Origin of the sequence: Telmatobacter bradus, from assembly GCF_048629425.1 — a bacterium.
Lineage (GTDB): Bacteria > Acidobacteriota > Terriglobia > Terriglobales > Acidobacteriaceae > Telmatobacter > Telmatobacter bradus.
This window is the reverse complement of the sequence record NZ_CP184532.1, coordinates 2,913,396-2,935,316: the sequence shown is the minus strand read 5'-3', so window position 1 is coordinate 2,935,316 and position 21,921 is coordinate 2,913,396. Positions and strand designations below refer to the sequence as shown.

At 58.1% G+C, this 21,921-nt stretch carries 14 protein-coding genes; 6 read left to right on the top strand and 8 right to left on the bottom strand.

Annotated elements, in window-relative coordinates; all coding sequences use genetic code 11:
* The first annotated feature begins 131 nt into the window (after positions 1-131).
* A complete protein-coding gene (locus ACOBR2_RS12150; protein ID WP_420236377.1) occupies positions 132-1,148 on the top strand; it encodes an energy transducer TonB in 1,017 nt (338 codons plus the stop codon).
* A gap of 117 nt (positions 1,149-1,265) precedes the next feature.
* Here ACOBR2_RS12150 and ACOBR2_RS12145 read toward each other — a convergent pair whose 3' ends face one another.
* Genes ACOBR2_RS12145 through ACOBR2_RS12135 form a run of 3 tightly spaced genes read right to left on the bottom strand, consistent with a single transcriptional unit; the run spans position 1,266 to position 5,584 of the window.
* Positions 1,266-2,867 (bottom strand): DHA2 family efflux MFS transporter permease subunit, encoded by a 1,602-nt coding sequence (locus ACOBR2_RS12145; RefSeq protein WP_420236376.1) that lies wholly within the window; start codon positions 2,865-2,867, stop codon positions 1,266-1,268.
* 3 nt (positions 2,868-2,870) lie between these two features.
* Positions 2,871-4,109, bottom strand: coding sequence for an HlyD family secretion protein (locus ACOBR2_RS12140; RefSeq protein ID WP_420236375.1), 1,239 nt, complete (start codon positions 4,107-4,109; stop codon positions 2,871-2,873).
* Positions 4,106-5,584 carry a TolC family protein gene (locus tag ACOBR2_RS12135; protein WP_420236374.1) on the bottom strand — a complete coding sequence of 493 codons (1,479 nt, stop codon included), beginning with the start codon at positions 5,582-5,584 and terminating at the stop codon, positions 4,106-4,108. Before ACOBR2_RS12135 ends, ACOBR2_RS12140 begins: the two co-directional genes overlap by 4 nt.
* A 139-nt stretch (positions 5,585-5,723) precedes the next feature.
* Between ACOBR2_RS12135 and ACOBR2_RS12130 the strand changes: the two genes are divergently transcribed.
* Entirely contained in the window at positions 5,724-6,350 is a 627-nt protein-coding gene (locus ACOBR2_RS12130; RefSeq protein ID WP_420236373.1) for a TetR/AcrR family transcriptional regulator, read from the top strand.
* A gap of 382 nt (positions 6,351-6,732) precedes the next feature.
* Here ACOBR2_RS12130 and ACOBR2_RS12125 read toward each other — a convergent pair whose 3' ends face one another.
* From ACOBR2_RS12125 to ACOBR2_RS12110, 4 genes are all read right to left on the bottom strand, one after another.
* Positions 6,733-9,402 (bottom strand): glycosyl hydrolase 115 family protein, encoded by a 2,670-nt coding sequence (locus ACOBR2_RS12125; RefSeq protein WP_420236372.1) that lies wholly within the window; start codon positions 9,400-9,402, stop codon positions 6,733-6,735.
* A gap of 145 nt (positions 9,403-9,547) precedes the next feature.
* The gene (locus tag ACOBR2_RS12120; protein ID WP_420236371.1) at positions 9,548-10,519 is read right to left on the bottom strand and encodes an ATP-dependent 6-phosphofructokinase; all 972 of its coding nucleotides are present in this window, start codon (positions 10,517-10,519) and stop codon (positions 9,548-9,550) included.
* Positions 10,520-10,868: 349 nt separating this feature from the next.
* Positions 10,869-13,253, bottom strand: a complete 2,385-nt coding sequence (locus ACOBR2_RS12115) for a TIM-barrel domain-containing protein (RefSeq protein ID WP_420236370.1) — start codon at positions 13,251-13,253, stop codon at positions 10,869-10,871.
* Between the two features lie 200 nt (positions 13,254-13,453).
* Positions 13,454-17,176: a carboxypeptidase-like regulatory domain-containing protein gene (locus tag ACOBR2_RS12110; protein ID WP_420236369.1), complete on the bottom strand. Its 3,723-nt coding sequence runs from the start codon at positions 17,174-17,176 to the stop codon at positions 13,454-13,456.
* A gap of 390 nt (positions 17,177-17,566) precedes the next feature.
* Between ACOBR2_RS12110 and ACOBR2_RS12105 the strand changes: the two genes are divergently transcribed.
* The 4 genes from ACOBR2_RS12105 to ACOBR2_RS12090 all read left to right on the top strand — a co-directional run bounded on the left by ACOBR2_RS12105 (position 17,567) and on the right by ACOBR2_RS12090 (position 21,111).
* On the top strand, positions 17,567-18,877 hold the full coding sequence (locus ACOBR2_RS12105) for a hypothetical protein (protein ID WP_420236368.1): 1,311 nt from the start codon (positions 17,567-17,569) through the stop codon (positions 18,875-18,877).
* A gap of 286 nt (positions 18,878-19,163) precedes the next feature.
* The gene (locus ACOBR2_RS12100; RefSeq protein ID WP_420236367.1) at positions 19,164-19,544 is read left to right on the top strand and encodes a hypothetical protein; all 381 of its coding nucleotides are present in this window, start codon (positions 19,164-19,166) and stop codon (positions 19,542-19,544) included.
* Positions 19,541-20,266, top strand: a complete 726-nt coding sequence (locus ACOBR2_RS12095; protein WP_420236366.1) for a hypothetical protein — start codon at positions 19,541-19,543, stop codon at positions 20,264-20,266. Before ACOBR2_RS12100 ends, ACOBR2_RS12095 begins: the two co-directional genes overlap by 4 nt.
* On the top strand, positions 20,263-21,111 hold the full coding sequence (locus ACOBR2_RS12090; RefSeq protein WP_420236365.1) for a hypothetical protein: 849 nt from the start codon (positions 20,263-20,265) through the stop codon (positions 21,109-21,111). Before ACOBR2_RS12095 ends, ACOBR2_RS12090 begins: the two co-directional genes overlap by 4 nt.
* Positions 21,112-21,312: 201 nt before the next feature.
* On the opposite strand, the gene ACOBR2_RS12085 is transcribed toward ACOBR2_RS12090, so the two are convergent.
* Positions 21,313-21,912 (bottom strand): hypothetical protein, encoded by a 600-nt coding sequence (locus ACOBR2_RS12085; protein WP_420236364.1) that lies wholly within the window; start codon positions 21,910-21,912, stop codon positions 21,313-21,315.
* Positions 21,913-21,921 lie beyond the last annotated feature (9 nt).

Below are 21,921 nucleotides of genomic sequence, written 5' to 3'. Positions count from 1 at the left end.
CCCAAGTTGGGCTTATTGACGAGACAAGTACCGGCGTGGTCGAGCATAATGGTGACACCGTTTTCTACGAAAGAGAGCTCTGCTGGGGTCAGTCCGCGCGGCCGCCAGAAAGGGCAGAGCCAGCATTGAATATGCCGAACGAAAATCCGATCCAGGCCGAGAATCAGCCCACCCTGCTTGCAACCGCCTCTGCGGAGGACGAACTCGTCCACTCCTTGATGGGCACATCCCTTGAAGAGAAGCCGATCTGGGCTGACCTATGGGAAAGCTTTCAGGATGTTTTCTTTCCGAAGAAGTTGCCCCCACTGGAGCTGACCAGCAAGCCCATCGATGTGCCGGACCGTATGGCGGTCAAGCGCAATCCGGTGGCCGTGGCCATTGCCGCGACTGTAAACGTGGCAATTCTGCTGATTGTCCTTTTTGCCGTGGGCAAAAAGGTGATTCAGAACATTCAGCAGAAGCAGATGATCGCTCTCGATGTGAACAGCGACTTCAAGTTGGATGCCAAACTCCAGAAAGATCGTGCAGGCGGCGGTGGTGGTGGCGGCTCGCACAGTGAACTGGACGCCAGCAAGGGCAAGCTTCCGCCCCGGGCGCAGGATCCGATCATTGCTCCGCAGGTGAAGCGGATCGACAATCCCAAGATCGCCATGGAGCCGACCATCAACGTGCAGCAGGAGATTCAGCTGCCGGATAATCCGCAGATGGTCAACTTTGGCGTGAAGAATTCCTCCGTCAAGCTGGCCTCGAACGGTACGGGCTCGGGCGGCGGCATTGGTTCGGGAACGGGTGGCGGCATTGGTTCTGGACGTGGCAATGGTTATGGCCCTGGCACCGGAGGCAATACCGGCGGCGGCGTCTATAAACTGGGCGGTGGCGACAAGCAGCCGGTGCTGATCCACAGCGTCGAGGCCGAGTTCAGCGATGAAGCCCGCCGCAACAAGTACCAGGGCGTCTGCGTCATCCAGATCATCATTGATGCGCAGGGCATGCCGCAGAATCCGCGCGTGGTGCGTTCGCTCGGCATGGGACTGGATGAGAAGGCCATCGAGGCCGTCAAGCTGTACCGCTTCAGGCCCGCCATGAAGGACGGAAAAACTCCGGTTCCTGTGTTGATGAACATAGAAGTTAACTTCCACCTGTACTAAACCTTCGACCTTCGCAGTCCGATCTGAACGACGGAGCTATAAAACCAGAGGGGGCGCGATTTTCATCGCGCCCCCTCTGGTTTTTGTCCCTGCGTGTTGCTTGTTGAAGGCATTTCCTTAGTGCATCGCCGCTGCCTCCCGCGACTCTTCCGCACTGGGCCGTTTCATCAGAAACGGGAGCGGAACCAGACAGAGCACCACACATCCCATCACCCAGAAGGAATTGGCGATGCTCAAAACTCCGGCTTGCAGATCCATCTGCGCTGAAAGATTGGCCAGGGCGCGATGGGTGGCCTGCACGCTGCCTGCACCCGGCGTCATATAGCCTTGCGTGAGTGCGTTCAGTTGCTTTTCAAAGAACGGATTCGCATGGTTGGTATGCGCTGCCAGCATGGTGCGATGCACCTGACTTTGCCGGGAGATGAAGTTATTCAGCAGTGAGATGCCGGTTGCGCCGCCCAGGTTGCGAACAAAATTGCTGATGCCCGAAACCTGATTGAATTTGTCGCGCGGCACACCCACATAATTCAGGGTGCTGATGGGGATGAAGATCAGCGGAATGCCCAGCACCTGCACGATGCGATACAGCACCATGTTGTTGAAGCTGGCGCCGTAATGCAGGGTGGTGGCGAAAAACAGTCCGTAAGAGGTGAGCGCAAAGCCGCTGGCGATGATCACGCGAGGATCACAGCGCGTGGCCAGAATTCCCGCCAGCGGCATCATCAGCAGCAGGGTGATGGCGCCAGGCGACTGCGCCATGCCTGCCTGTTGCGCGTTGTAGCCCAGGTAATTCTGCAGAAATTGCGGAATCAGCACCGTGGTTCCATTCAGCACCATACCCAGAATGAAGCTGAAGACCACCGCGGTGGCAAAGTTGCGCAACCGGAGCAGGCGCAGGTCCATGATGGGGTTTTCGTGGTTCAACTCGCGAATCACCAGAGCCACCAGCGCAACCATGGCAATCACAAAGCTGACCAGAATTGCATGGGAAGAGAACCAGTCGTTCTCCTCGCCCTTGTCCAGAACGTACTGCAGAAAACCGACGCCGATTACGATCAGCCCAATGCCGATGTAATCCATCTTGATCTTGGCCCCGATCAGCTTCTTCAGGTACTCCGGGTCGTGCACGATGCGCTGGGTAAGCAGCAGCGAGAGAATGCCGATGGGCACATTGATCAGGAAGATCCAGTGCCAGCTATAGCTGTCGGTAATCCATCCGCCCAGTGTGGGGCCGATGGCCGGAGCCACCAGAATTGCCACACCATACATGGCAAAAGCCATGCCCCGATCCTTGGCGGAAAAAGTGTCGGCTAGTATCGCCTGCTCGGTGGGCTGCAGGCCACCACCGCCCGCGCCCTGCAAAATGCGGAAGAAGATCAGCAGGGGCAGCGAGGGAGCCATGGCGCACAGAAAAGAGCTGGTAGTGAAGATGGCCACGCAGGTCATGTAAAAGCGCTTGCGTCCGATCAGGTTGGAGAGCCATCCGCTCATGGGCAGCACCACGGCGCTGGCCACCAGATAGCTGGTGATCACCCAGGTGCTTTCTTCCGAACTGGCTCCCAGCGATCCGGCAATGTGCGGCAGCGCCACATTGGCGATGGAGGAGTCGAGCACTTCCATGAAGGTGGCCAGCGTCACCGTCATGGCAATCACCCATGGGTGTACGGAGGGGCCTCCGGCAGCGCCTGCTGCGAGTGCAGGATTCATTGTTTGCGCCATGGGTTAGTCCACTCGTACCTTGGGTTCTACCGACATGCCGGGACGCAGCAGATCCAGCCCGGGCTGGCCGCTGGTAAAGCGAATGCGCACCGGCAGGCGCTGAATTACCTTGACGTAATTGCCGGTAGCGTTCTCCGGAGGCAGTACGCTGGTGCGTGCTCCGGTGACGGCGGGCATGCTTTCCACCGTGCCATTAAAGTCGCGTTGCAATGCGTCCACATGAATGCGCACCGACTGCCCGGAGCGCATGTGCGCCAGCTGCGTTTCCTTGAAGTTGGCCGTCACCCACAGATCGTCAGTCTGCACCAGCATCATCAGTTGTTGACCTTTGCTGATGCGCGCTCCCACTTCAGCGCTGCGCTGCGTAACCACGCCATGGACCGGAGCCGGGATGCGGCAGTAATCCAGATTCAGATGGCTCTGTGCCAGCGCTGCTTCGTTGGCTTCCACATTGGCCTGATGGCTTTTGACCTCGGCCTGACGGATGGCGATCTGTAGCGGTGCGCTGGTCAGCGTCTGCTGCAATTTGCTGCGGGAGGAGGCCAGTTGCGCATTGCGTAGTTCGACGGTGCGTTCGGCAGAGGCGACGGCTGCCTGATTCGAGGCTACCGTCTGCTGCTGCGCCGCTGCTGCTGTGCGGGCGTGATCGAAGTCAGCGCGGGCGATTTCCTGCTTGTTATAAAGCTCCAGATCGCGCTGGTAATCGGCCAGCTTTTGCTCGTTGGTGGCTTCTGACTCCCTCAGCCGTGCGCGGGTGCTTTCCAGGTCGTGCTGCGCTCCGGAGAGTGTGGCTTCAGCCGCAGTCACATCGGACTGGTGCGTGGCCAGATCGCTGTTGGTATCGATGCGCTCCATGGGCAGATTGGGATGCGCCGCGTCCAGCTGCGCTTGCGCCTGATTGTACTGCGCCTGCGACTGCTGCAGCGCGATGGTGTTCTCGCTGGGGTCAAGCTCCACCAGCAGCGCGCCCGCCTGCACCGTCTGATTGTCTTCGGCAGAAACGGCCTTGATGGTTCCATCAATGCGGGCCGTGATCGGAATCAGGTGGCCATCCACCTGCGCATCGTCGGTGCTTTCAAACTTCTGCGCATAGCTGTACCAGCCCAGACCCGCTGCCAGCAGCACTGCGCCTACTGCGCCCAGCAGCACGGGATTGACGCGGCGGCGGGGGGCAAGCGCGGAGGTTTCCTCTGTCTGATTCGTCGTTTCCATCGTCTCTTCCATCGTTGTTGCCGTGCTCATTTGCCTGCTCCCTTTTCGATTGCGGAAAGATTTTTTTCCGTTTCTCCCGTGGCATGGGCCAGCGTTAGTGTGGCCAGATTTTGCGCCAGCAGACTGCTCACATAGTCGTGATCGGCTGCGGCCAGCGACTGCTGCGCATTCACCACTTCCACCGTGTCTGCCACGCCCACTGCAAAGCGGTCCTGCGACTGTTGCAGGTTGGCCAGGGCCAGTTGGCGATTGCTCTCTGCCGTCTGCACCTGCTCGCCAGCCACTTCCAGATCGATCATGGCGTTGCGCACGTCCAGTTCCACCGCGCCCCGCTTGCTCGAAAGTTCGGCACGGCGCTCATTCAATGTCGCGTCGGCCTGCGTTACGTCGGCACGGATGCGACCACCGTTAAAGATGGGCAGATTCACTGCGGCCGAGGCCTGAAAAATGCCGTTCCCCTGGTTGGGATTGGTTCCCTGCAGTCCATATTGGCCGCTGACTGAAACCGTGGGCAGATGTTCCGCCTGAGCCGCCTTGCGCGCTTCCTCGGCTGCCCGCAGACCGGCTTCCGCCGAGCGCAGATCCAGCCGCTGGGCCCAGGCGCGACGTACCACCTCGTCCACCGGGGCAGGGCTGTTGCTGAGCGCCTGCAACTGGTCCGTCAACTCGAGGTGGACGCCAAGCTGAATTCCAATCAGACGGGCCAGCGCATACTTTTGCTTTTGCAAATCGCCCTTCTGCGAGCGCAGGCGCTGCTGCTCGGTCTGCAATTCCACCAGGCTGCGATTGGCCTCCAGCGGAGCCTGGTTGCCAGCATCGGCCTGTGCGCGAGCCTGTTTGTAGCTGGCCTCGGCGTACGCCACTTCCATCTGCTGCTCTTCAATCAGCTTGGCGGTGGCCAGCAACTGCAGATAGCTGCCGCTTACCGCCAGCACCACTTCTTCCCGCGCCTGTTGCGCGTTCAGAATTGCTCCATTGGCCGATTGCCGCGCCGAACGGTTGTTGTAAAGAGCCGTCAGGTCAAGCACACTCTGCTGCAGCGATCCGTGCAGATCGTAATAGTGGAATGGGCCGACGGTGCTGGGCAACTGAAAACCATCGAAAAGGGCAGAGGTGAAGCCTTCGGAGGCAAGATCTTCTTTGGCCGCATTCTCTGAGAAGGAGGCGCTGATGGTTGGCAGCAAGGCGCTGCGGGCTGAGCGCCACTGGGCCTGGGCCTGCTGGGCACCCGCATCGGCACCCATCCGGCCCAGGTTGTGCTGCAGGCCGTGCTGTACCGCTTCGGCCAGACTCAGGCGCACAACTCCGTCGGACGGGTTCGCATCCTGCATACTGCCCGCGTACGCACCTTGTACTGTAACCTGCACATTCAACGTGTTTACGCTGGAATTCATCGACGGCTGCGCTGAGATGCCGACCGAGGCTCCGGATTGCGCCGTTCCACTGAGAGGAAGCTGGAGGGCGCGCGCTGCCGATTGCGCCCATTCCGGGGGGGCGCTCAGCAAAAGACAGAGCATTCCAGCGGTCAGCCACTTCTGGCTGCCCCCGGTGCTTTGCGAAAGAATAGAATTTTTTAACAATGGATACATACGCGTCTGTATGCAATAATGCGGTCACGGTAAAATTCTGTCAAGAGGACCATCGATGACCGCCGCTCCAACTTCCGCACGCAACAAACATCAACTCCGCACCGAAGAGACGCAGAGCCGCATCCTCGATGCCGCCGAAGCCATCTTTTCCGAGCAGGGATTTGAGAAAACCCAGTTGGAGGAGGTTGCGGCTCGCGCCGGTTTCACCCGAGGAGCCATCTACGCCCATTACGCCGGCAAGGAAGATCTGTTTCTGGCGTTGATGAAGCGCCGCGTGCTGGACCGCTTCAGTAAAGTGCGTCAGTTCATCAGCGCCGAGCCGGAGCAGGCCCGGCGTCCTGAGATCTTCCGCGAGTGGCTGCACGATCAGGCGGAGAACCCTACCTGGGCCATGCTGATGCTGGAGTTCAAGCTCTACGTCTTGCGCCGTCCGCAGTCGCACGTCAAGCTGCGGGAGATGTATGACCTGATGACCAACGCCTCGGGAGACGATTTTATTGCCCTGCTCTTTGGCCACGAACTGGACAGCGAAACCCGCGCCAATATCGAACGTCGACTCTCGATCATGGGCGCAGCCGTGGGCGGCGCGGTTTTGGAAAGCTGCATCCGCCCGGAGCTTTTTCCTGCTCCGCAGCGGCGTCAGCTTCTGGATGAGTTGTTCTCGGCGCTGGTCCGTGCCTGAGCGGCGGAGGGCGGCAGGGGTTTTAGAGCGGTTCTCCAATAGATATAGCCCTTTGTAGATCGTGCAAGGTGGCTTTTTCTTGAAAAAAAGCCACTCAACTGCAGGGGCTTCGGTGTACAGCAATTGGAGAACCGCTATAACCCCTGCAAAAAGAGGCAAAATGAGTGAGGGCTTCAGCCCCGGAAGTCTTATCGTCAGCAGGTATCCAAAACAGGCAGGGCAAGACAAAGCCCGAGCCTAAAGGCGATATTCAACGCATCGGCTCTTCAAGGGCCTGAAGGCCCTTGCTCCCTCCGCAAAGACAAATCCACTTGGAGGCGAGTTTTTTCGTAGCTTCTTCAGCCCCTGAGGGATGGAAGCTCAAGAGATGTTCGGGGCTTTCTTATAAGCCTTTCCCTGCCAACGTTTCTGGCGGAACGGGGTAGGCCGGAGGCGCTCCCGGAAAACGCAGCACCAAGTGCTCAAAGACCACGCCGGGATCGATCCAGCTCAGGCGTACGGTATGTTTGCCCGGTGTGGCTAGTGTGACTGGCAGAGTAAAAAGGGCTGCATCGCGCAGCACATTTTTCTCCCATGTGGATGCGCCGTTTTCTTTCCACTCGCCAGAGCCGGAGGCATCGAGCGTCTGTGTCGGAGCGCCGTCCATGGCCACGCCAAAACGCAGAGGGTGCTGTGCATCGACAGGGAACGTGGGCAAAAGAGAGAGCTCCAGTGTGGCTGTGCCGCTTTCCGCCGTGGTGAACTCATACTCGACCCAGGGCTGTTCTGCTTGCTTTTCCTGCGCAGGCAAATTGCTCAGGGCTCCCGGATTGCCATAGACTACGGAGCCACCCGCTGAAATGCCAAGGTCGGGAATGGTGCGCCATGCCGCAGCCCTTCCATCGAAGTGACGAACGAAGTGCGCAGCGTTGATGGAGACGGTTCCATGCTGTTCCACGAAACCAGCGGCTGTGTTCTGGGGCGCGGCGGCAGGTTGCGGAGAGCGGTCCTCTGCCCAATCATCCGGCAGGGGAGTGGCGGCGTCCTGAGCAGCAGCGGGCATTTTGAAGACGTTGCGTTCGCGTGGCGCACTCGACATCATGGCGTACCACTTGCCGTTTTCCATGCGATTGTAGATTTCCGTCAGCTGTTGAATCTGCTGATAAGCGGCCTGGGCCTGCGCTGCATCCTTCTGACTCTCGTGTTGTAGTTTGGCGTCAAGATAAGTGCGGTCGGTGAAGAGGAACTTCCAGTTCTGTGCGGCCGAGGCTTCCACCGGATAGCCTACCAGCTCAAAGAATGCGCTGCGATAGGCCGCGGGCAGTTGTGCGGACAGCTTGGTTTCCTGCTGCACCAACTGCTCCCATGCATTCACACGCTCGCCATTCTGCCCCCATGCGCTGCCCCATGCCTGCGGATTGAAGGCGGTCAGTCGCACCCCATCGTTGTATCCGTTAAAGCCCATGAACTCCGGCTTGCGGATGAAGTTCAGCTGGTAGTACGTGTCCATGACCGAGGCCATGGCGTCAGAGTCGGCGGTGGGAAACTGCTCGGCAAACCAGATCCGCAGAAAGTCGTGCTGGTCGATGTGCTCCATGGCCGGTTCGTCCCAGGCCAGTTGCAGAAAGTAGTCGATGTCGGCCTCGGCAGGCTTCAGATCGCCCACGTTCAGAATCCAGTATTTGCGGGCGTTGTGATCGTAGGCTTTGGTCATCTCTTCGCGGATCAGCGCGGGCGGCGTGGTGCAAAGCCAGAGATAATCGTGCGGCGAGCCCCAATAGGAAACGTGATAGTAGACGGCGGATCCTCCGGAGCGTTTCTGCTCCTCTACCGTCGGCAACTGGCGCAGGAAGCCGTAGTTGTCGTCCGTCCAGCCGAGCGTAACGTCGTCGGGAACCTTCATCCCAGCACGATAAAGCGCCAGTGACTCCTTGTAGAGCCAGATCACCTGCGGTACTTTGCCGAGGTTGGCATTCACGTGCTCGGCCAACATGGAGCGCTGGTCGGCCATCGCCTGCTCCACCAGTCGCGCCTTGTCTTCGACGCTGCCCTTGGCTTCCAGACCGGAATCGTGCACACCACGCATGCCCACGGTGTAAAAGTTTTCATAATGGCCGTTGAGCTCCAGGCGGCGGTTCCAGTAGGCGTCGATGGCCCGACGATTCACCTGATAGTTCCATGGTCCATCGCGATGCTCGTCCCACTCGCCCACGTTGTTGCGCAGCAAAGCTTCGGAGTGGGAGGAGCCCATCACGATGCCCCAGCGGTCGGCCAGCCGGGCGTTTTCGTCCACTGCATTGAAAGGCAGCGTACCCGGATGCATGGCTGGCCAAAGCGAGTTGGCGTGCAGGCGCAAAAGCAGCTCAAAGATGCGCTCGTAGGTGTGCGGACCAATGTTGTTCTGCGCGGGGTCCATCTTTTGGGCGGCCCACGGGCGCAGGCCCCAATCCTCATCGTTCAGGAAGATGCCGCGATACTGTACCGAAGGCTCGGGCTGCAGCTGGTTGTGGGCGGTAATCCAGATGTGGTCGCGATGCTGCACGGGCACATCGGCCCACCAGGCCCAGGGCGAAACACCCATCTGGCGGGAGAGCTCAAAGAGGGCAAAGGCAGCGCCGCGACGGTCGCTTCCAGCCACAATCAGTGCCTGCCGCACGCCGGGCAAGGGCTCGGAAACGACGGTGGTTTCCGCGCTCTCCCACTTGCCTTCCAGTGCGCCGAGGGGCAGTTTATTCTGCTCCGCCAGATGGGCGATGGCCGGTGCATGGATTGTGCCCACCACCAGCATTGCGGCGGGTCTGGGGCTGGGCAGGGAAGTCAGAATCTGCGGACGGTGCCCGCTGACCCTTTCCACATCGCTGGCAAAGGCCTCAACGGTCGCGCCCAGAGTCTTTTCTTCGCTTGGATCCAGATAGATGGGCGCTGCCTTTCCTGCATCGGCCAGCGGAAAGCCGCCGGTGACTGGATCAAAGTGCACCAGCGCGGCATGGGAGAATGCCTGCGCCTGCAGAGCGGTGGAGCGAAAACCAAAGCTGAATCCCAACAGAAGCGTGCTTGCGGCGGCAAACTTCATGAACCGAGGCAATCTTTTAAGCAATTGCATGGAACCATCCGTAATGTTTGGATTTTTCTTTATTTTCGCCGATGGTGGCAGGGTGGGGGAAAAAGAAAAGCCCCCGGGGTAGCCGGGGGCTTTTTAAGGTGTAGCCGTAGGTGGCTTATAGGCCGAGCATGTCGGCTGCGGCCAGATACCAGGGATCAAGCGGTTTTTTGCTGGCAACCACGATGTCGAGCGGGGTGGTGATGATCTCGCCCTTGCTTACGCCCACCAGAACGCCAGATTCGCCGGTCAGAATCTGCTCCACGGCCGCCGAGCCCAGGCGCGTGCCCAGCAGACGGTCAGAACAGGTAGGCGTTGCGCCGCGCTGAATATAGCCAAGGACGGTGGAACGGAACTCGTAGCCCTGCAGAAGCTTCTTTTCCTTGAACTGCTGGCAAAGACCCTCGGCGTTGTACTTGGCGCCTTCGGCCACTACCACGATGGCGTGCGGCTTGCCGCGATCGTACACATCCTGAATGCGGGCGGCCAACTGCTCGGGGTCGGTATCGACCTCGGGGATCACGATGGCCTCAGCGCCACCGGCAATGCCGGCCATCAGCGCCAGGTAGCCACACTTGCGGCCCATCACTTCAAGCAGCAGCGGACGGCGGTGCGACGAAGCCGTAACCTTCAGATTGTCGATGGCGTTCAGGGCCACGTTCAGCGCCGTATCCACGCCGATCGTCACATCCGAGCCGAACAGATCGTTGTCGATGGTGGAGGCTACGCCCACCACCGGAAAGCCCATTTCATTGAGCGCGAAGGAACCGGTCTGCGAGCCGTTGCCGCCGATGACGATCAGGCCGTCAATGCCGGCGCCGCGCAGGCGACGGATGGCCAGTTCGCGGCCTTCTGCGGTCTGGAACTCCATGCAACGCGCACTGCCCAGGATGGTGCCGCCACGCTGAATGATGCTGCTGACGTCGCGTGAACCGAGGCGCTTGAAGTTGGCCTCGATCAGGCCCGTGTATCCCTGGTAAACACCGAAAACGTTCACCCCGCGGGCCACGCCGGTTCGCACAACGGCGCGGATCGCCGCGTTCATTCCCGGAGCGTCACCGCCACTCGTCAAAACTGCAAGATTCTTCATCCAAAAATCTCCTTCGGGCAATCTACTCCAGAATAGCAAGCAGTGCTGAGGGGGTACGTGACTCGGGTCACTGGTCTGACCACTGCCGCGCGCAATCGTGTTCAATTTCTCTACAGGGAGTGCGCCACATGCCTGCTTTTCTTTGCATTGTCGCAGATGTTTTTCCGATTTTCATGCGCAAAAACTGCTCTGCAGAAAGAAGGGGCCGCATTTCATTGCAATGGAAACAGGGTGGGAAATGAAGTCAAAAACGACAAAAATTGGCGCATTCTCCGCTTTTGTTGATCGAAAGCAGAGAATGCGCCAGTTCAGAGGGAGGGAATCTGCTCTGGAGAGCGTTGAGGATGCTCTAGTGTCCGACTACCTGCAGCACACTGCTTTCTGTTCCGCTCCAGGCCTCGGCCCCGGAGTGGGTGAATTTCTGTGTTGCATCGTTCCAGCGAAGTTCGGTAAGGTTTCCGCCGCCGTGTTCGTAGGCGTAGCTGCTGCCGTCGTCGGCGAAAAGCGTAAACGCGGTATCGGCTCCGGGGTAAACGCGAATCTGGGCGATGGGCTGTTGTTCTTTGGCGCTGGCAACCTCGCCACCCAGCGGAAGAATCGATCCGGCCCGCACAAACAGCGGAATCGTATCGATGGGCGCATCCACCTGCAGCGTCTGGCCGCCGTGTACGCGCTCGTTGGTCCAGTAGTTGTACCAGTCGGTGCCTGCGGGTAGGTAGACCGAGCGGCTGGTTGCACCCTGCTCGGTGACGGGAGCCACCAGCAGCGCCGGGCCAAACATGTACTCATCGCGGATGTCGGCTGTCTTTAGATCGTTGCCGAAGTCCAGCGGCAGAGCCCGCATAAAGGGTGCGCCGGTCTTCCAGTTCTGGTAGCCGAGCGAATAAATGTAGGGCAGCAACTGGTAGCGCAGCCGCAGATACTTGGTCAGGATCGGCTCGGCCTGCTTGCCGTAGGACCAGATTTCGTTCTGAAGACGGCTGCCGTGGGTGCGGAAGACAGGCGTGAAGGCCGAGTACTCAAACCAGCGCGTGAACAGCTCGGGATAGTCGTCGTAGCCGCCCACCACGGCCCGCGCATCCGACGGATCGAGAAGCGGCGTGTGTTCGGGTTTGTGCACGGCAGGCAGATTCTGCCAGCCGCCGGTGTCATTCGACCAGTAGGCGAAGCCGGTGGCGGAGAAGTTCAACCCGGTGGGAATCTGGCGGCGGAAGGTGTCCCAGGTGGGCGCAATGTCCGAGGACCAGAAGACGGTTCCGTTGCGCTGGGCGCCGGTGAAGGCGTCGCGGGAAAGAATCAGGGCGCGGCGTTCGGGAAAATCGCGGCGGAAGCCGTCGAAGATCGCGCCGGTGTGCAAGAGCGGATAGACGTTGAAGTAGCGCGTGCCGCTGCCAATGTGGAAGTAAGCGCCATTGGGAGGCAGGTCTGGTTCGGTTTCGTCGGCCCACAGGGAGTCAAAGCCCTTGCTCAGAATGTTGTCTTTGAGTGTCTCCCAATACCATGCCGCGGCCTGCGGGTTGGTGGTATCGATGTCGGAACCGGCCTTGTCGTAGGGCAGGCCGTCGATGGGCTTGCCATCCCGATCCTCGATGAACCAGCCGTTCTTCAGCAGTTTATCGTAGTAGCGGCTGTCAGCGGTAAAGCGCGGCCATACGCTGATCATGGTGTCAAAGCCCTGCTTGTGCAGCGCGGCGTTCATTGCGGAGGGATCGGGCCACTGTTTGGCATTGAAGTCGAACTGGCCCATTTTTGTGTAATAGAACCAGTCCACCACCAGCACGCCCGCGGGCAGATGGCGATCGCTGAAGCCTTTGGCCACGTCGAGCACTTCCTGCTGGGTCATGTAGCGTTGCTTGCACTGGACGAAGCCGTAAGTCGATTTGGGTAGCAGATGCGTGGGGCCGGTCAGCAGGCGGTAGCCTTCGTAAATTTCATCCGGCGTTTTGCCGGCGATAACGAAGAACGAAACGCGGTCGCCAGCCTGCGAACTCCAGTTGGTGGATTCGTTGAAGCCGACCTCGACGGTGGTCTTGGATTCGTTGTCCCACAGCAGGCCGTAGCCTTTGCTGGAGATGAGAAACGGCACGCAGGAGCTTTGTCCGCCCGGTGCGTTGTAATCGTGCCAGCAATGCACTACATGGCCGCGCAGATCAAGAAATCCCTCCTGATTCTGGCCGAGTCCGTACATATGCTCGTCGCTGGGCGTGGCAAAGGAAGCGCCCACGACGTAGTCCTGCGCTTCACCGATGCGGTGGTTCCAGGTCAGCTCAATGTTGCCGTCTTTCTGGTTGGGCAGGGACTGCTGCCATCCAGAGAGTTGCAGCAGCTCTTTGCCGTCGGCGTTGCGCAGCGTAATGTGCGCGCCGGGCGTGCTGCCGCCAAAGTATTTGCCAATGTCGGCCTGCTGCGGCAGGGCAATGCCGCCGTCGTCGTGGTCGCGCTCAACTTCGGCCGTCAATTGTGAAGAGAAGAAGCGGTCGGCGAACTGGATCTTTTCGCGCTTCCAGCCGGTGGCATCGGGGTGGGCAAGAATGCCGTAGCCGGGCGCGGCCTGTGCCGCCTTGCGCTGAAGGCTGAGCGTAACACGGACAATATTTGGAGCATAAGGTTCAACCACAATCGTTTCGCCATTGCGGTCGATCTGCAGCTTGGGCGCGTCTGTTTGCGCAACCGTTGCCAGAGGTGACAGGAGCAACCCTGCCGCAAGTACGGAAAATAGAGAAGAAAGACGCATCGATCACTCCGGATGAACATCGCATCCAACGTCCGGTTCCATTGACCTGCACGGGCCGGACACAACCTTTGAACCCGGAGAACAAGCGCCTCCGCAGTTACGGTATTGCAAGGTAAGTCGAGCGGCCTGGAGCATTCAAGAAATGCTCCAGGCCGAAGGACTAAAGGAAGCAGAGCAGGTAAAACCTGCTCCGCCAGTAGTTAGAAGTTGAACTTTGCGGATAGTTCGATGATACGTGCATAACCCGCGCCGGAGTACGGTGTCTTCTGGTCCATGACGCCCCACTTGCTCTGTGCGACGCCAAGGACGCTGTCGCTGGTGTAGAAGGAGTTGCCGCCGTCCTTGGTGGCGTATTTCAGCGTCACCAAATTGGTTCCACTTAATCCCCACAGCGAGTGGTTCATGAAGTCGAAGGCCGAAGCGCGGAATTCGACGTTCTGTGCGTTGTGAATTTTGAAGGCCTTGTAGACCGTCAGATCCGTGTCGGTGTAGTACGGACCGGCCAGATAAGGATGTAGCACACGCTCACCCTGATTGCCGATGGTGGGCGCGCTGAAGCAACCCAGCTTGACCAGTTGATGGCTGGCCAGACCAGATTTCGGGTTGCAGGTGGTTACAGGAAGAATCGAGTTGGCGTCGGTGCCAAAGTACGTCTTCGATGTTAGTGTTTCAATGTTGTTGCCGCTCGAATCCTGCTTTTCGAGGGTCAGACCAAGATTCTGCGAGGAGTTAGCCTGCAGGTTGGCGCCACTCTGAATCGTGGTGATGCCGGAGATCGTCCAGCCATTGGCAGCCTGATTAATGATCTTGCTGCTGCCATGGTAGACATTGTCAAAGCTGTAGGAGTAGCTGGCATTGAAGACATGTGGACGGTCGATGGCCAGAATGCCGTAGTTGTTGTGGATAGTGTAGGCATCGAGCGTGGTGTCCACAATGCCCAGTGACTTCGACCATGTGTAATTGAAGTTGAAGGTCAAGTGGCCAGACTGCTTGTACCAGGCAGCCTGCAGTCCGTTGTAGTTCGAATAGCCGGCGTGTTGATAGACGCTGACGGAGTTGGAGCCGTAACCATAGCAACTGCCCGAGCTGAGGCAGCCCGAGTACGGATGGTAGTCGGCGATATTGTAGGTTGCGGTATTATCCGGATCGGACGGAGCCGAGGCTCCGGTGACCGGATCTGCGGTGAACAATCCGCCTAGGGCGATTTTGTTCACATTGATGTAGTTGGATCCGCCCACGCCAACGCCGTCGCTCTCACCGCCCAGCGTTATGTGCTGGGTGCTGTTGCCTACGTAAGCTACTTCCAGCAGCGTCTTCCAGGGCAACTGACGATCCACCGTCAGGTTCCAGGCATAAGTTGTGGGCAGGTAGTAGTCGTTGGCGCTGTAGGCGCTGATGCTTCCGGCAGGTGATGCGTTGCCGGAGGTGGACTGCTTGGGAATCTGCGCCAGCGTGATGGCCTGGTTGCTGGCGGAGTTGAAGGTGGCCATATTTTGCGATGTGCTCAACGGGTTGCTGAGTGGTTCATCGTTCCATACGTACTTACCCCAGCCGCCACGCACCACGGTGCGGCCGTCGCCCTCCGCGTTATACGAGAAGCCAAAACGCGGTGAGGTGATCAGAAGATGCGTGGGTGCGCCGGAGTTGGGAATGCCAGGATCGATGCCGTGCCAGCGCACGCCCGGATACTCCACAATCATTGAGCCCGCGCCTTCATTTTCAGCTACGTCGGTGGTGAATTGACTCGGCATCCATACGGCCATGCCTACGCCCTGGCGGTCATACCAGCGTCCCACGTGATCAAAACGAATGCCGTAGTTCAGGGTCAGGCGGCGGTTGAACTTCCAATTGTCCATTCCGTATACCGATGTTGTGCGGTAAGCCATATCTTCGAGGGGCAGAGAGTTGTTCTGCGAAAAGCTGCTGGCAATACCCATTACAAAGTTGGCGGTTGGATTGTAGGTGCCGATCTTGGTGGTTGCGGAGACGCTGCTCCCGGTAACAACGTTCGACAGCGGTTGATCGGTGTAGCTCAACTGGCCATTCGGATATGCCCAGGTGCCCTGTTCATTGCCCACCAGTTCGGTAAAGCCGCCGAACTTGAAGGAGTGCGTCTTCCAGATTTTGGTCAGGTTGTCGGAGAAGGTCGGAATGGCCTTCTTTTCCGGGTAGATGCCTGCCGAGTTGAAGAATGCCGGCTGGGAAATATCCGGGAAGGTTTGGGCACCGGGCGAGTTGATGGAGGGTGCAACCGATGAGGCGCTGTTATAGACCGTCTGGTAAGGATAATCGAGCGTCGACTTGTACATCGCCGACAGGTTGGTCGGCTTGAAGGGTTCATTTGCCCAACCCCAGCCAAAGATGAATTCGTTGGTCATAGTGGGCGAAAGAATGTTGATCATGTTGAAGGTGGCTACCCGCGAGGTGGTTGGCGTGTCGATATTGCCGCCCGGATAGAGAATCGAATAGCTCGGCGTCCACCACACGTGAGAGTTGGAGACAAAGGTTGTGACTCCCTGTTGAAAGGTGCCGAAGATCTTGGTGTTGTCGTTAACGTTATAGTCCACCCGAGCACGGTAAACATAACCGTTCTGGGTGCTGGAAACACCTTCCACGTAGTTGTAGCCGCCGGGCGTGCTGGCGGGGTTGGCATTGGGCTCGGGGAAGAGCTTCATCAGGGCAGCAGCGCCTGAATCGACCGGAATAGCCGCTGGGTTGGTGATGGCGACGCCGTTGGCGTTATAGCCGCCCGTCAGGTTGTTGCACCAGTTGCTGGAACTGGCGTTGAAGCTGGAGCAGACCGTCGAGTTGCCGCTGCCTGAAGCGGTAAAGTTGCCGGCCTTCATGCCGTCGGTGGGTACATACGACTCTAGTGGTGAGGCTTGCGGTAAGGTTTGTTTGTAGTATTCGTAACCGAACCAGAACAGCAGGTTGCGCTTCTTTTCAAAGCGGGTATGCGGAATCAGGATCGGTCCGCCCACGTTGAATCCCGGATAGTAGTACTGTCCGGAGGGTTTTGCCGTATTGGAGTAGTTGTTCAGCCAGGTATTGGAGTTCAGTGCCTGGTTACGGGCGTAAAAATAGGCCATGCCGTGATAGTTGCTGCCACCCGCTTTGCTGGTGGAGTTGATAATCACGGGACCATTCTGGGTGTCGGCGCCAAAGGCCTGGTCCACCTTGACTTCAGCCGTCATATCGGGGTTCGGAACGGCAATTGAATAGCAGTTACAACCCGGATCGATGATGTTTGCCCCATCCAGCATGTAGGTTGAGCCGCCGCGGTAGGGGGCGCCGCTCGGCGAGTAGCCGTCGCCCACCGCACTGCCAACAGGGGATTCCTTCGAGAAGTCCACCGAAGAGCCGCCGCTGACGCCGTTGGCCATCATGGTCATGCCCGGCAGAACTTTCAATAGTTCCGAGACGTCACGGCCTTCGATTGAGAGCCGTTTCATATCTTCGGAACTCAGCACTGCGGCGTGATTGCCTGAATCAATGGAAATGAGTTGCTCGGCGTCGGCCGTTACCGCGATGGTCTGGCTTGCTTTGCCGATCTGGAGCACAATGCTTGTGATTTCACGCATATCGCCTGAGCCCAGCGACAGCCCGGAGAGCTTCCAGTTGGCAAATCCGTTGGCTGAGATGGTGACGCTGTAGGTGCCCAACGGGACAGCGGTAAGGTTGAAGTACCCGGCGCTGTTGCTCTGGGTGTTGCGAACGTCCTGGGTTGCGTCGTTGGTCAGGGTGATATTTGCGTTGGTGACCACAGCTCCGGTTGCATCGCGTACTGTGCCATACAGGCTGCCGCTGGTGACTTGCGCCAGACCTGAGGGGATGGTGAGCGCCACCAGGAACAATGCCGCGATGAGGCCAAGCCAGAATCGCGTACAACGTATGCCTGGGGATTTTGAATTTCTATGCATCATAGGTTTCCTCCAGCATTTTTTGCGTCTGGTTCCAAGGGTTCAGGGACTTGTATCCCGGTAACCGCTTGGAACGTTGTGTGTTGCACATTGCAGGCAAGGTCCGAATTTCTGTCCTGCAATTCGCCCGAACACTAGGCTCTTTGCGGAAGAAAGCATAAGTAAAACACAGTTTCTTACGGTAAGAAAAACGGTTTTTCCTGGGGTTTACTCCAAAAAATCACCTTGCTTGTCGTGTTTTTTTACGGTATAAATCACACACGAATATGTTGCTCACTTCGGCGTACGTGAAAATTGTTTCAGGTAATTGACTGGTTCTTTGCTGTATGTTGTTCGGTTACGTGCTTATCAAGGGGATGTATGTGGCTTGTTGTAACAGACGAGGAACGGTGAGTGTCTCACTCCGTTGAAGTTGACCATGGAGAGCTGCAGCGCGCCGTACTGGAGGAACTGGACAGGATTCTTGCCAGTCCGTTCTTCCGCAGTGCGTCGCGGAGCCGTCAGTTCCTTGAGTATGTCGTTCGCAAACAGCTGGATGGCCATTCCGATCTGCTGAAGGAACGGACCATCGGGACGGAAGTCTTTCAGCGTCCAGTGGGTTACGCCACGGGCGAGGATCCGGTGGTGCGTGTACAGGCCGGAGAAGTGCGCCGCCGCCTGGAGCAGTACTATCAGTCTGTTCCCCATGAGGCGGGGATGCGTATTGAGCTGTCTGTCGGCTCGTATGCGCCCGCATTCCACAGGGTGAGCAGTGAGCCGGAAGCCGAGCCGGAGTCTGCGCATTCCTCCGCACATTCTCATGAGGCGCACGAAATCCAGCCTGCGCTGCCCGTGCACAGCTCCCCATACCGGTTCTGGATTCCAGCGATTGTCGTTGTTCTGCTGGTAGCAACCTCTATTTATGGATACGTTCTTTACCGGAATGCTCGGCAGAGCTCGATGATCAGCCAGTTCTGGGCTCCAGCGCTGGCTACCCAGCAACCGGTGCTGATCTGCCTGTCCAAACCGGTCGTCTATCGTCCTTCGCAGGAGATCTATCGGCGTTACGAGCGCAGCCACCCAGGCAGTTTTGCTACTGAGGTGGAGCGCGACAATCTGCCTCTGCCGCTCAGTCAGGACGAGCAGTTGCGCTGGAGCGATCTGTACCTGGCGGACGATTTCGGGGTGGCCGTGGGCGATGCCTATGCCGCCATCAACCTCTCCGGGCAACTGGGCAAGCTGGGCAAGGTCAGTCAGGTGCGCATTGGCAGCAACTATAGTTATGAGGATCTGCGCAATTCGCCTTCCATCTTTGTGGGTGCATTCAACAACAAGTGGACCATGCAGCTGACTTCCAACCTGCATTTTTCCTTTGTCGAGGATCACGAAGACTTCAGCATTCGCGAGGTGTCTCCGGGGAACCGCATCTGGCGTCCGCGCCCCGATGCCCAGGGCAGACTACAGTTGGACTACGCCATTGTGGACCGTCTGATGAGCTCGAACACCGGCCAGTTCACCATTCTTGCAGCGGGAATCACCGGCGCAGGCACGCAGGCCGCCGCAGAGCTGGTCTCGAATGGGCGCACGCTGGAACATGCGCTGCATAATGCCCCCGAGGGCTGGCAGAATCACAATCTGGAGATGGTGATTGAGACCACGGTGACCGATTCGGTGGCTGGGCCGCCGCGGGTCGTGGCCGTTTATTGGGGCGGTCCGGGGAACTGACCACCTGCCACCTGCGGTGGGGCTAACTGCTTCGCGTGACTTGGCCTGGATTCTTGATCGAGTTTTTGCGTCGTCCCTTGTATGTTGCGTACCCCACGTTGAAACGTGGGGCTAACCTGCTCTGCGCCTACGGCGCGGACTTCAGTTCCAGAAGTGGTCATCCGTCTCGTAACTTATTGAAAATAGACGGCATGGATAGCGCAGTAAGGCACTTTTAGGCATAGTTGGAACGGGTTATCGGACTGTTATCGGACCATGATTCGCGAAGTGTTCTGGAGCCAATCCAATGGAACCAGACCTTCGAAAGATCCTCGAATCTCTCCCAAACAAACCATACCGCTCGAAGCTGGAACCACATCGCGATCTGATCCGCGAACTGCGGCGGGGCGGGCGAACCTATCGCGAAGTAGCCCAACTGTTTCAAGAACGGCTCGGCCTATACGTTGCGCCGAGCACTCTCCATTCCTTTGTCAAGGTTCGGGCCAAGCATCGCAAGCGAACACAATTTGAATTGCCGCCGCTGGAACTCGCAGTGGCAGAGTCACCGGCGCTCGACCGCGTTGCCGCCCTCAAGGCAAAGCCGACGGTACGGAATCCAAAGCCTACCCGCTTCGTCTTCCGAGAGAACGAACCTCTGACACTGAGAGTTAACGGAGGTGAGCAATGACGGCATTTTCAAAGCGTGTTGTCTTTACCATGGGTGGCAAAGGAGGCGTCGGCAAAACTGGCGTCATAGTCTCCTTGGCCGAGTGGTTCGCATTGAACGAGATTCCTGTTACGCTGCTCGATCTCGATACTGAGAATAAGGCGCGGGGCTCTCTCAAACACTTCTTCAATGGCACTGTGACCAAGGTCAACATTCACACGCCTGCGGGTCTCGATGCCTTCGTCGATCATCTCGACGGGGGTACACCTATCATTCTTGCCGATATGGGTGCTGGTGCCGGACAGGTGGCCGCCGATTGGTTTGAGTCGATGTATGAAGATGTCGCCGCAACTGGCGTTCGCTTTACGGCAGTCGGTGTGGTCACGCCAGACCCGGCCAGCGTTGAAAGCATCCTTGCCTGGGCAAGCCGCCTTCAGGATCGGGTGGAATATGTCATTGTCGAAAACGCTACAAGCGCCTTGGCGGATTTCACCTACTGGAGGTCTACCGAACAGGCCAGTCGTTTCCGCGAAGCCTTTTCGCCGGAAATCTTGCAGATGGAGTTTCGGCTTGCGGAACTTGAAAACCCTGTCCGGCAACATGGAATCCAATTGGGACAAGTTGCAGACCGCAAGGCCGACGTAGATGAGTTGAAGAGGGCTTCTCTCGTTATGCGCGCCCAGAGCTATAGACGGCGGCTCTTCTCTGAATTCGACCGTGCAAGGCAGGTGTTCTTGCCATGAGCGCAGCTCCCATTCCATCCAAGCTCGCAGTTGTTCCGGAGGGAGAGCCGACGCTGTTCGACTCTCTCGCCCGGCTTGTGCCGGATGAATTGCAGACCGCATATTATCGCGTGCTCGCGCATACCCGGACGCTCAGCCCTGACGATGAAATGTTGCGCATTCTCGAAGCGATGGGCATCCTAGCTCTACTCACACGCCATACGCCGAAGGATATTGCCGATGAGCGCGAGCGCTTTCAGGAGTTGCTCGAACTTCATCGACAATTCTCAGATGAGGCGCAACAGAAGATGCTTGGCTATGTCCGCGAACTGGAGGCGCGGATTTCTGATCTTCCAAGAGAAATCAAGGGCGGTCTTGATCCTCAGCAGATTGCGAAGATACTCGGCGAAAGCCTACGCCAACACTTTATTCAATCGGGCATATCAGAGACCGTGAAGGGCCTGCAAGCCACCACTGCGGTCATGACGAGTTCACAGAAGGAACTCACAACGGCATTGCACAATCTATCGGATTCACATGGCGGCGTTGCTGCTCAGGTGGAATATACCAACAACCGAATAGAGCATTCCCTGGAGAGACGGGCGAAAACAATAGACGCTCTCTTGCATGAATGGAAAAGCGACCTGCTGCGCATTTGGATACCGCTGGTTGCTGGGGCGGCGATGTTAGTCGGGCTGTTTGGAGGAAGCGAGATACAGGGCTGCCGGGATGCGGTTCCCGTGTCGACCGGTATACCGACGCCTGGACAAACCGTCCCGGCTCCAGCACCACAACAAGATGCCGTGCCGGTCAGCGGTCCAAAGAGTCCGCACCACTTACAGATGGATGCAAGAAACCGGCACTGAGAGCCTGGGGGCTATCGATTGCGGTAAGCATTTCCAAGCTATCAGCGATAGGCCCTCAGTTTTCCCTCGCATATTTCAAAATGTCCTTCATGCGTTGACAGTCTATGAAGTGACAGTCTCACCTTGATACAAGCAAAATGAGGTATCCAAGCCACGTCAGGCATAACCATTCAACCTGAGCATCTACGAATGCAAGACGCATCAGTAGAAGCGCAGAACAAGACCTGCGTCCAGGTGCAGGTTGTTCTGTACGCAAGTAGTCGAGTTAGGGAGCTGTGTCCGTAGCCAATCGGCCTCAAATACACGCACGGCCAATCGGCGTGAGAGTGCGTAATTCACACCGCCTCCAACTTTTTGCGTCAGGCTGCTGGCGCTCGAAGTTGCTCCGCTGGCATTGGGAAAGACGCTGTTGAAGCCATTTGCCTGCCCAACCAGTGCTTGCCCGTAAAGCTCAGAATGGCGATGACGTGCGTGCTGCCAGGTATAGCGCGGGCCGAAAGTCATCGTTACCATATCCAGCCCCACGCCGGAGCCATGCATATTGCCGGTGTGCTCTCCGGCCAGATCGGCCACCACGCCAAACCCATGCGAAAAATATCCTTCCACTTGCATACCGCCTCCCTGCAACCAGAAGCCATTGCCCGCAGTCTCATTTCCGTGCAGAGCATCGTATGTGATCGCGACCTCCAGATAATTTGTAGGCGCAGTTGTGTCTTTCTTCTCACGCGGTGCATTTTGCGCCGCCGATGCGGTTGCTGTCATCACTCCGAAGAGGAGCACCCCACTGATAAATCTGTGCATTGAATCTCT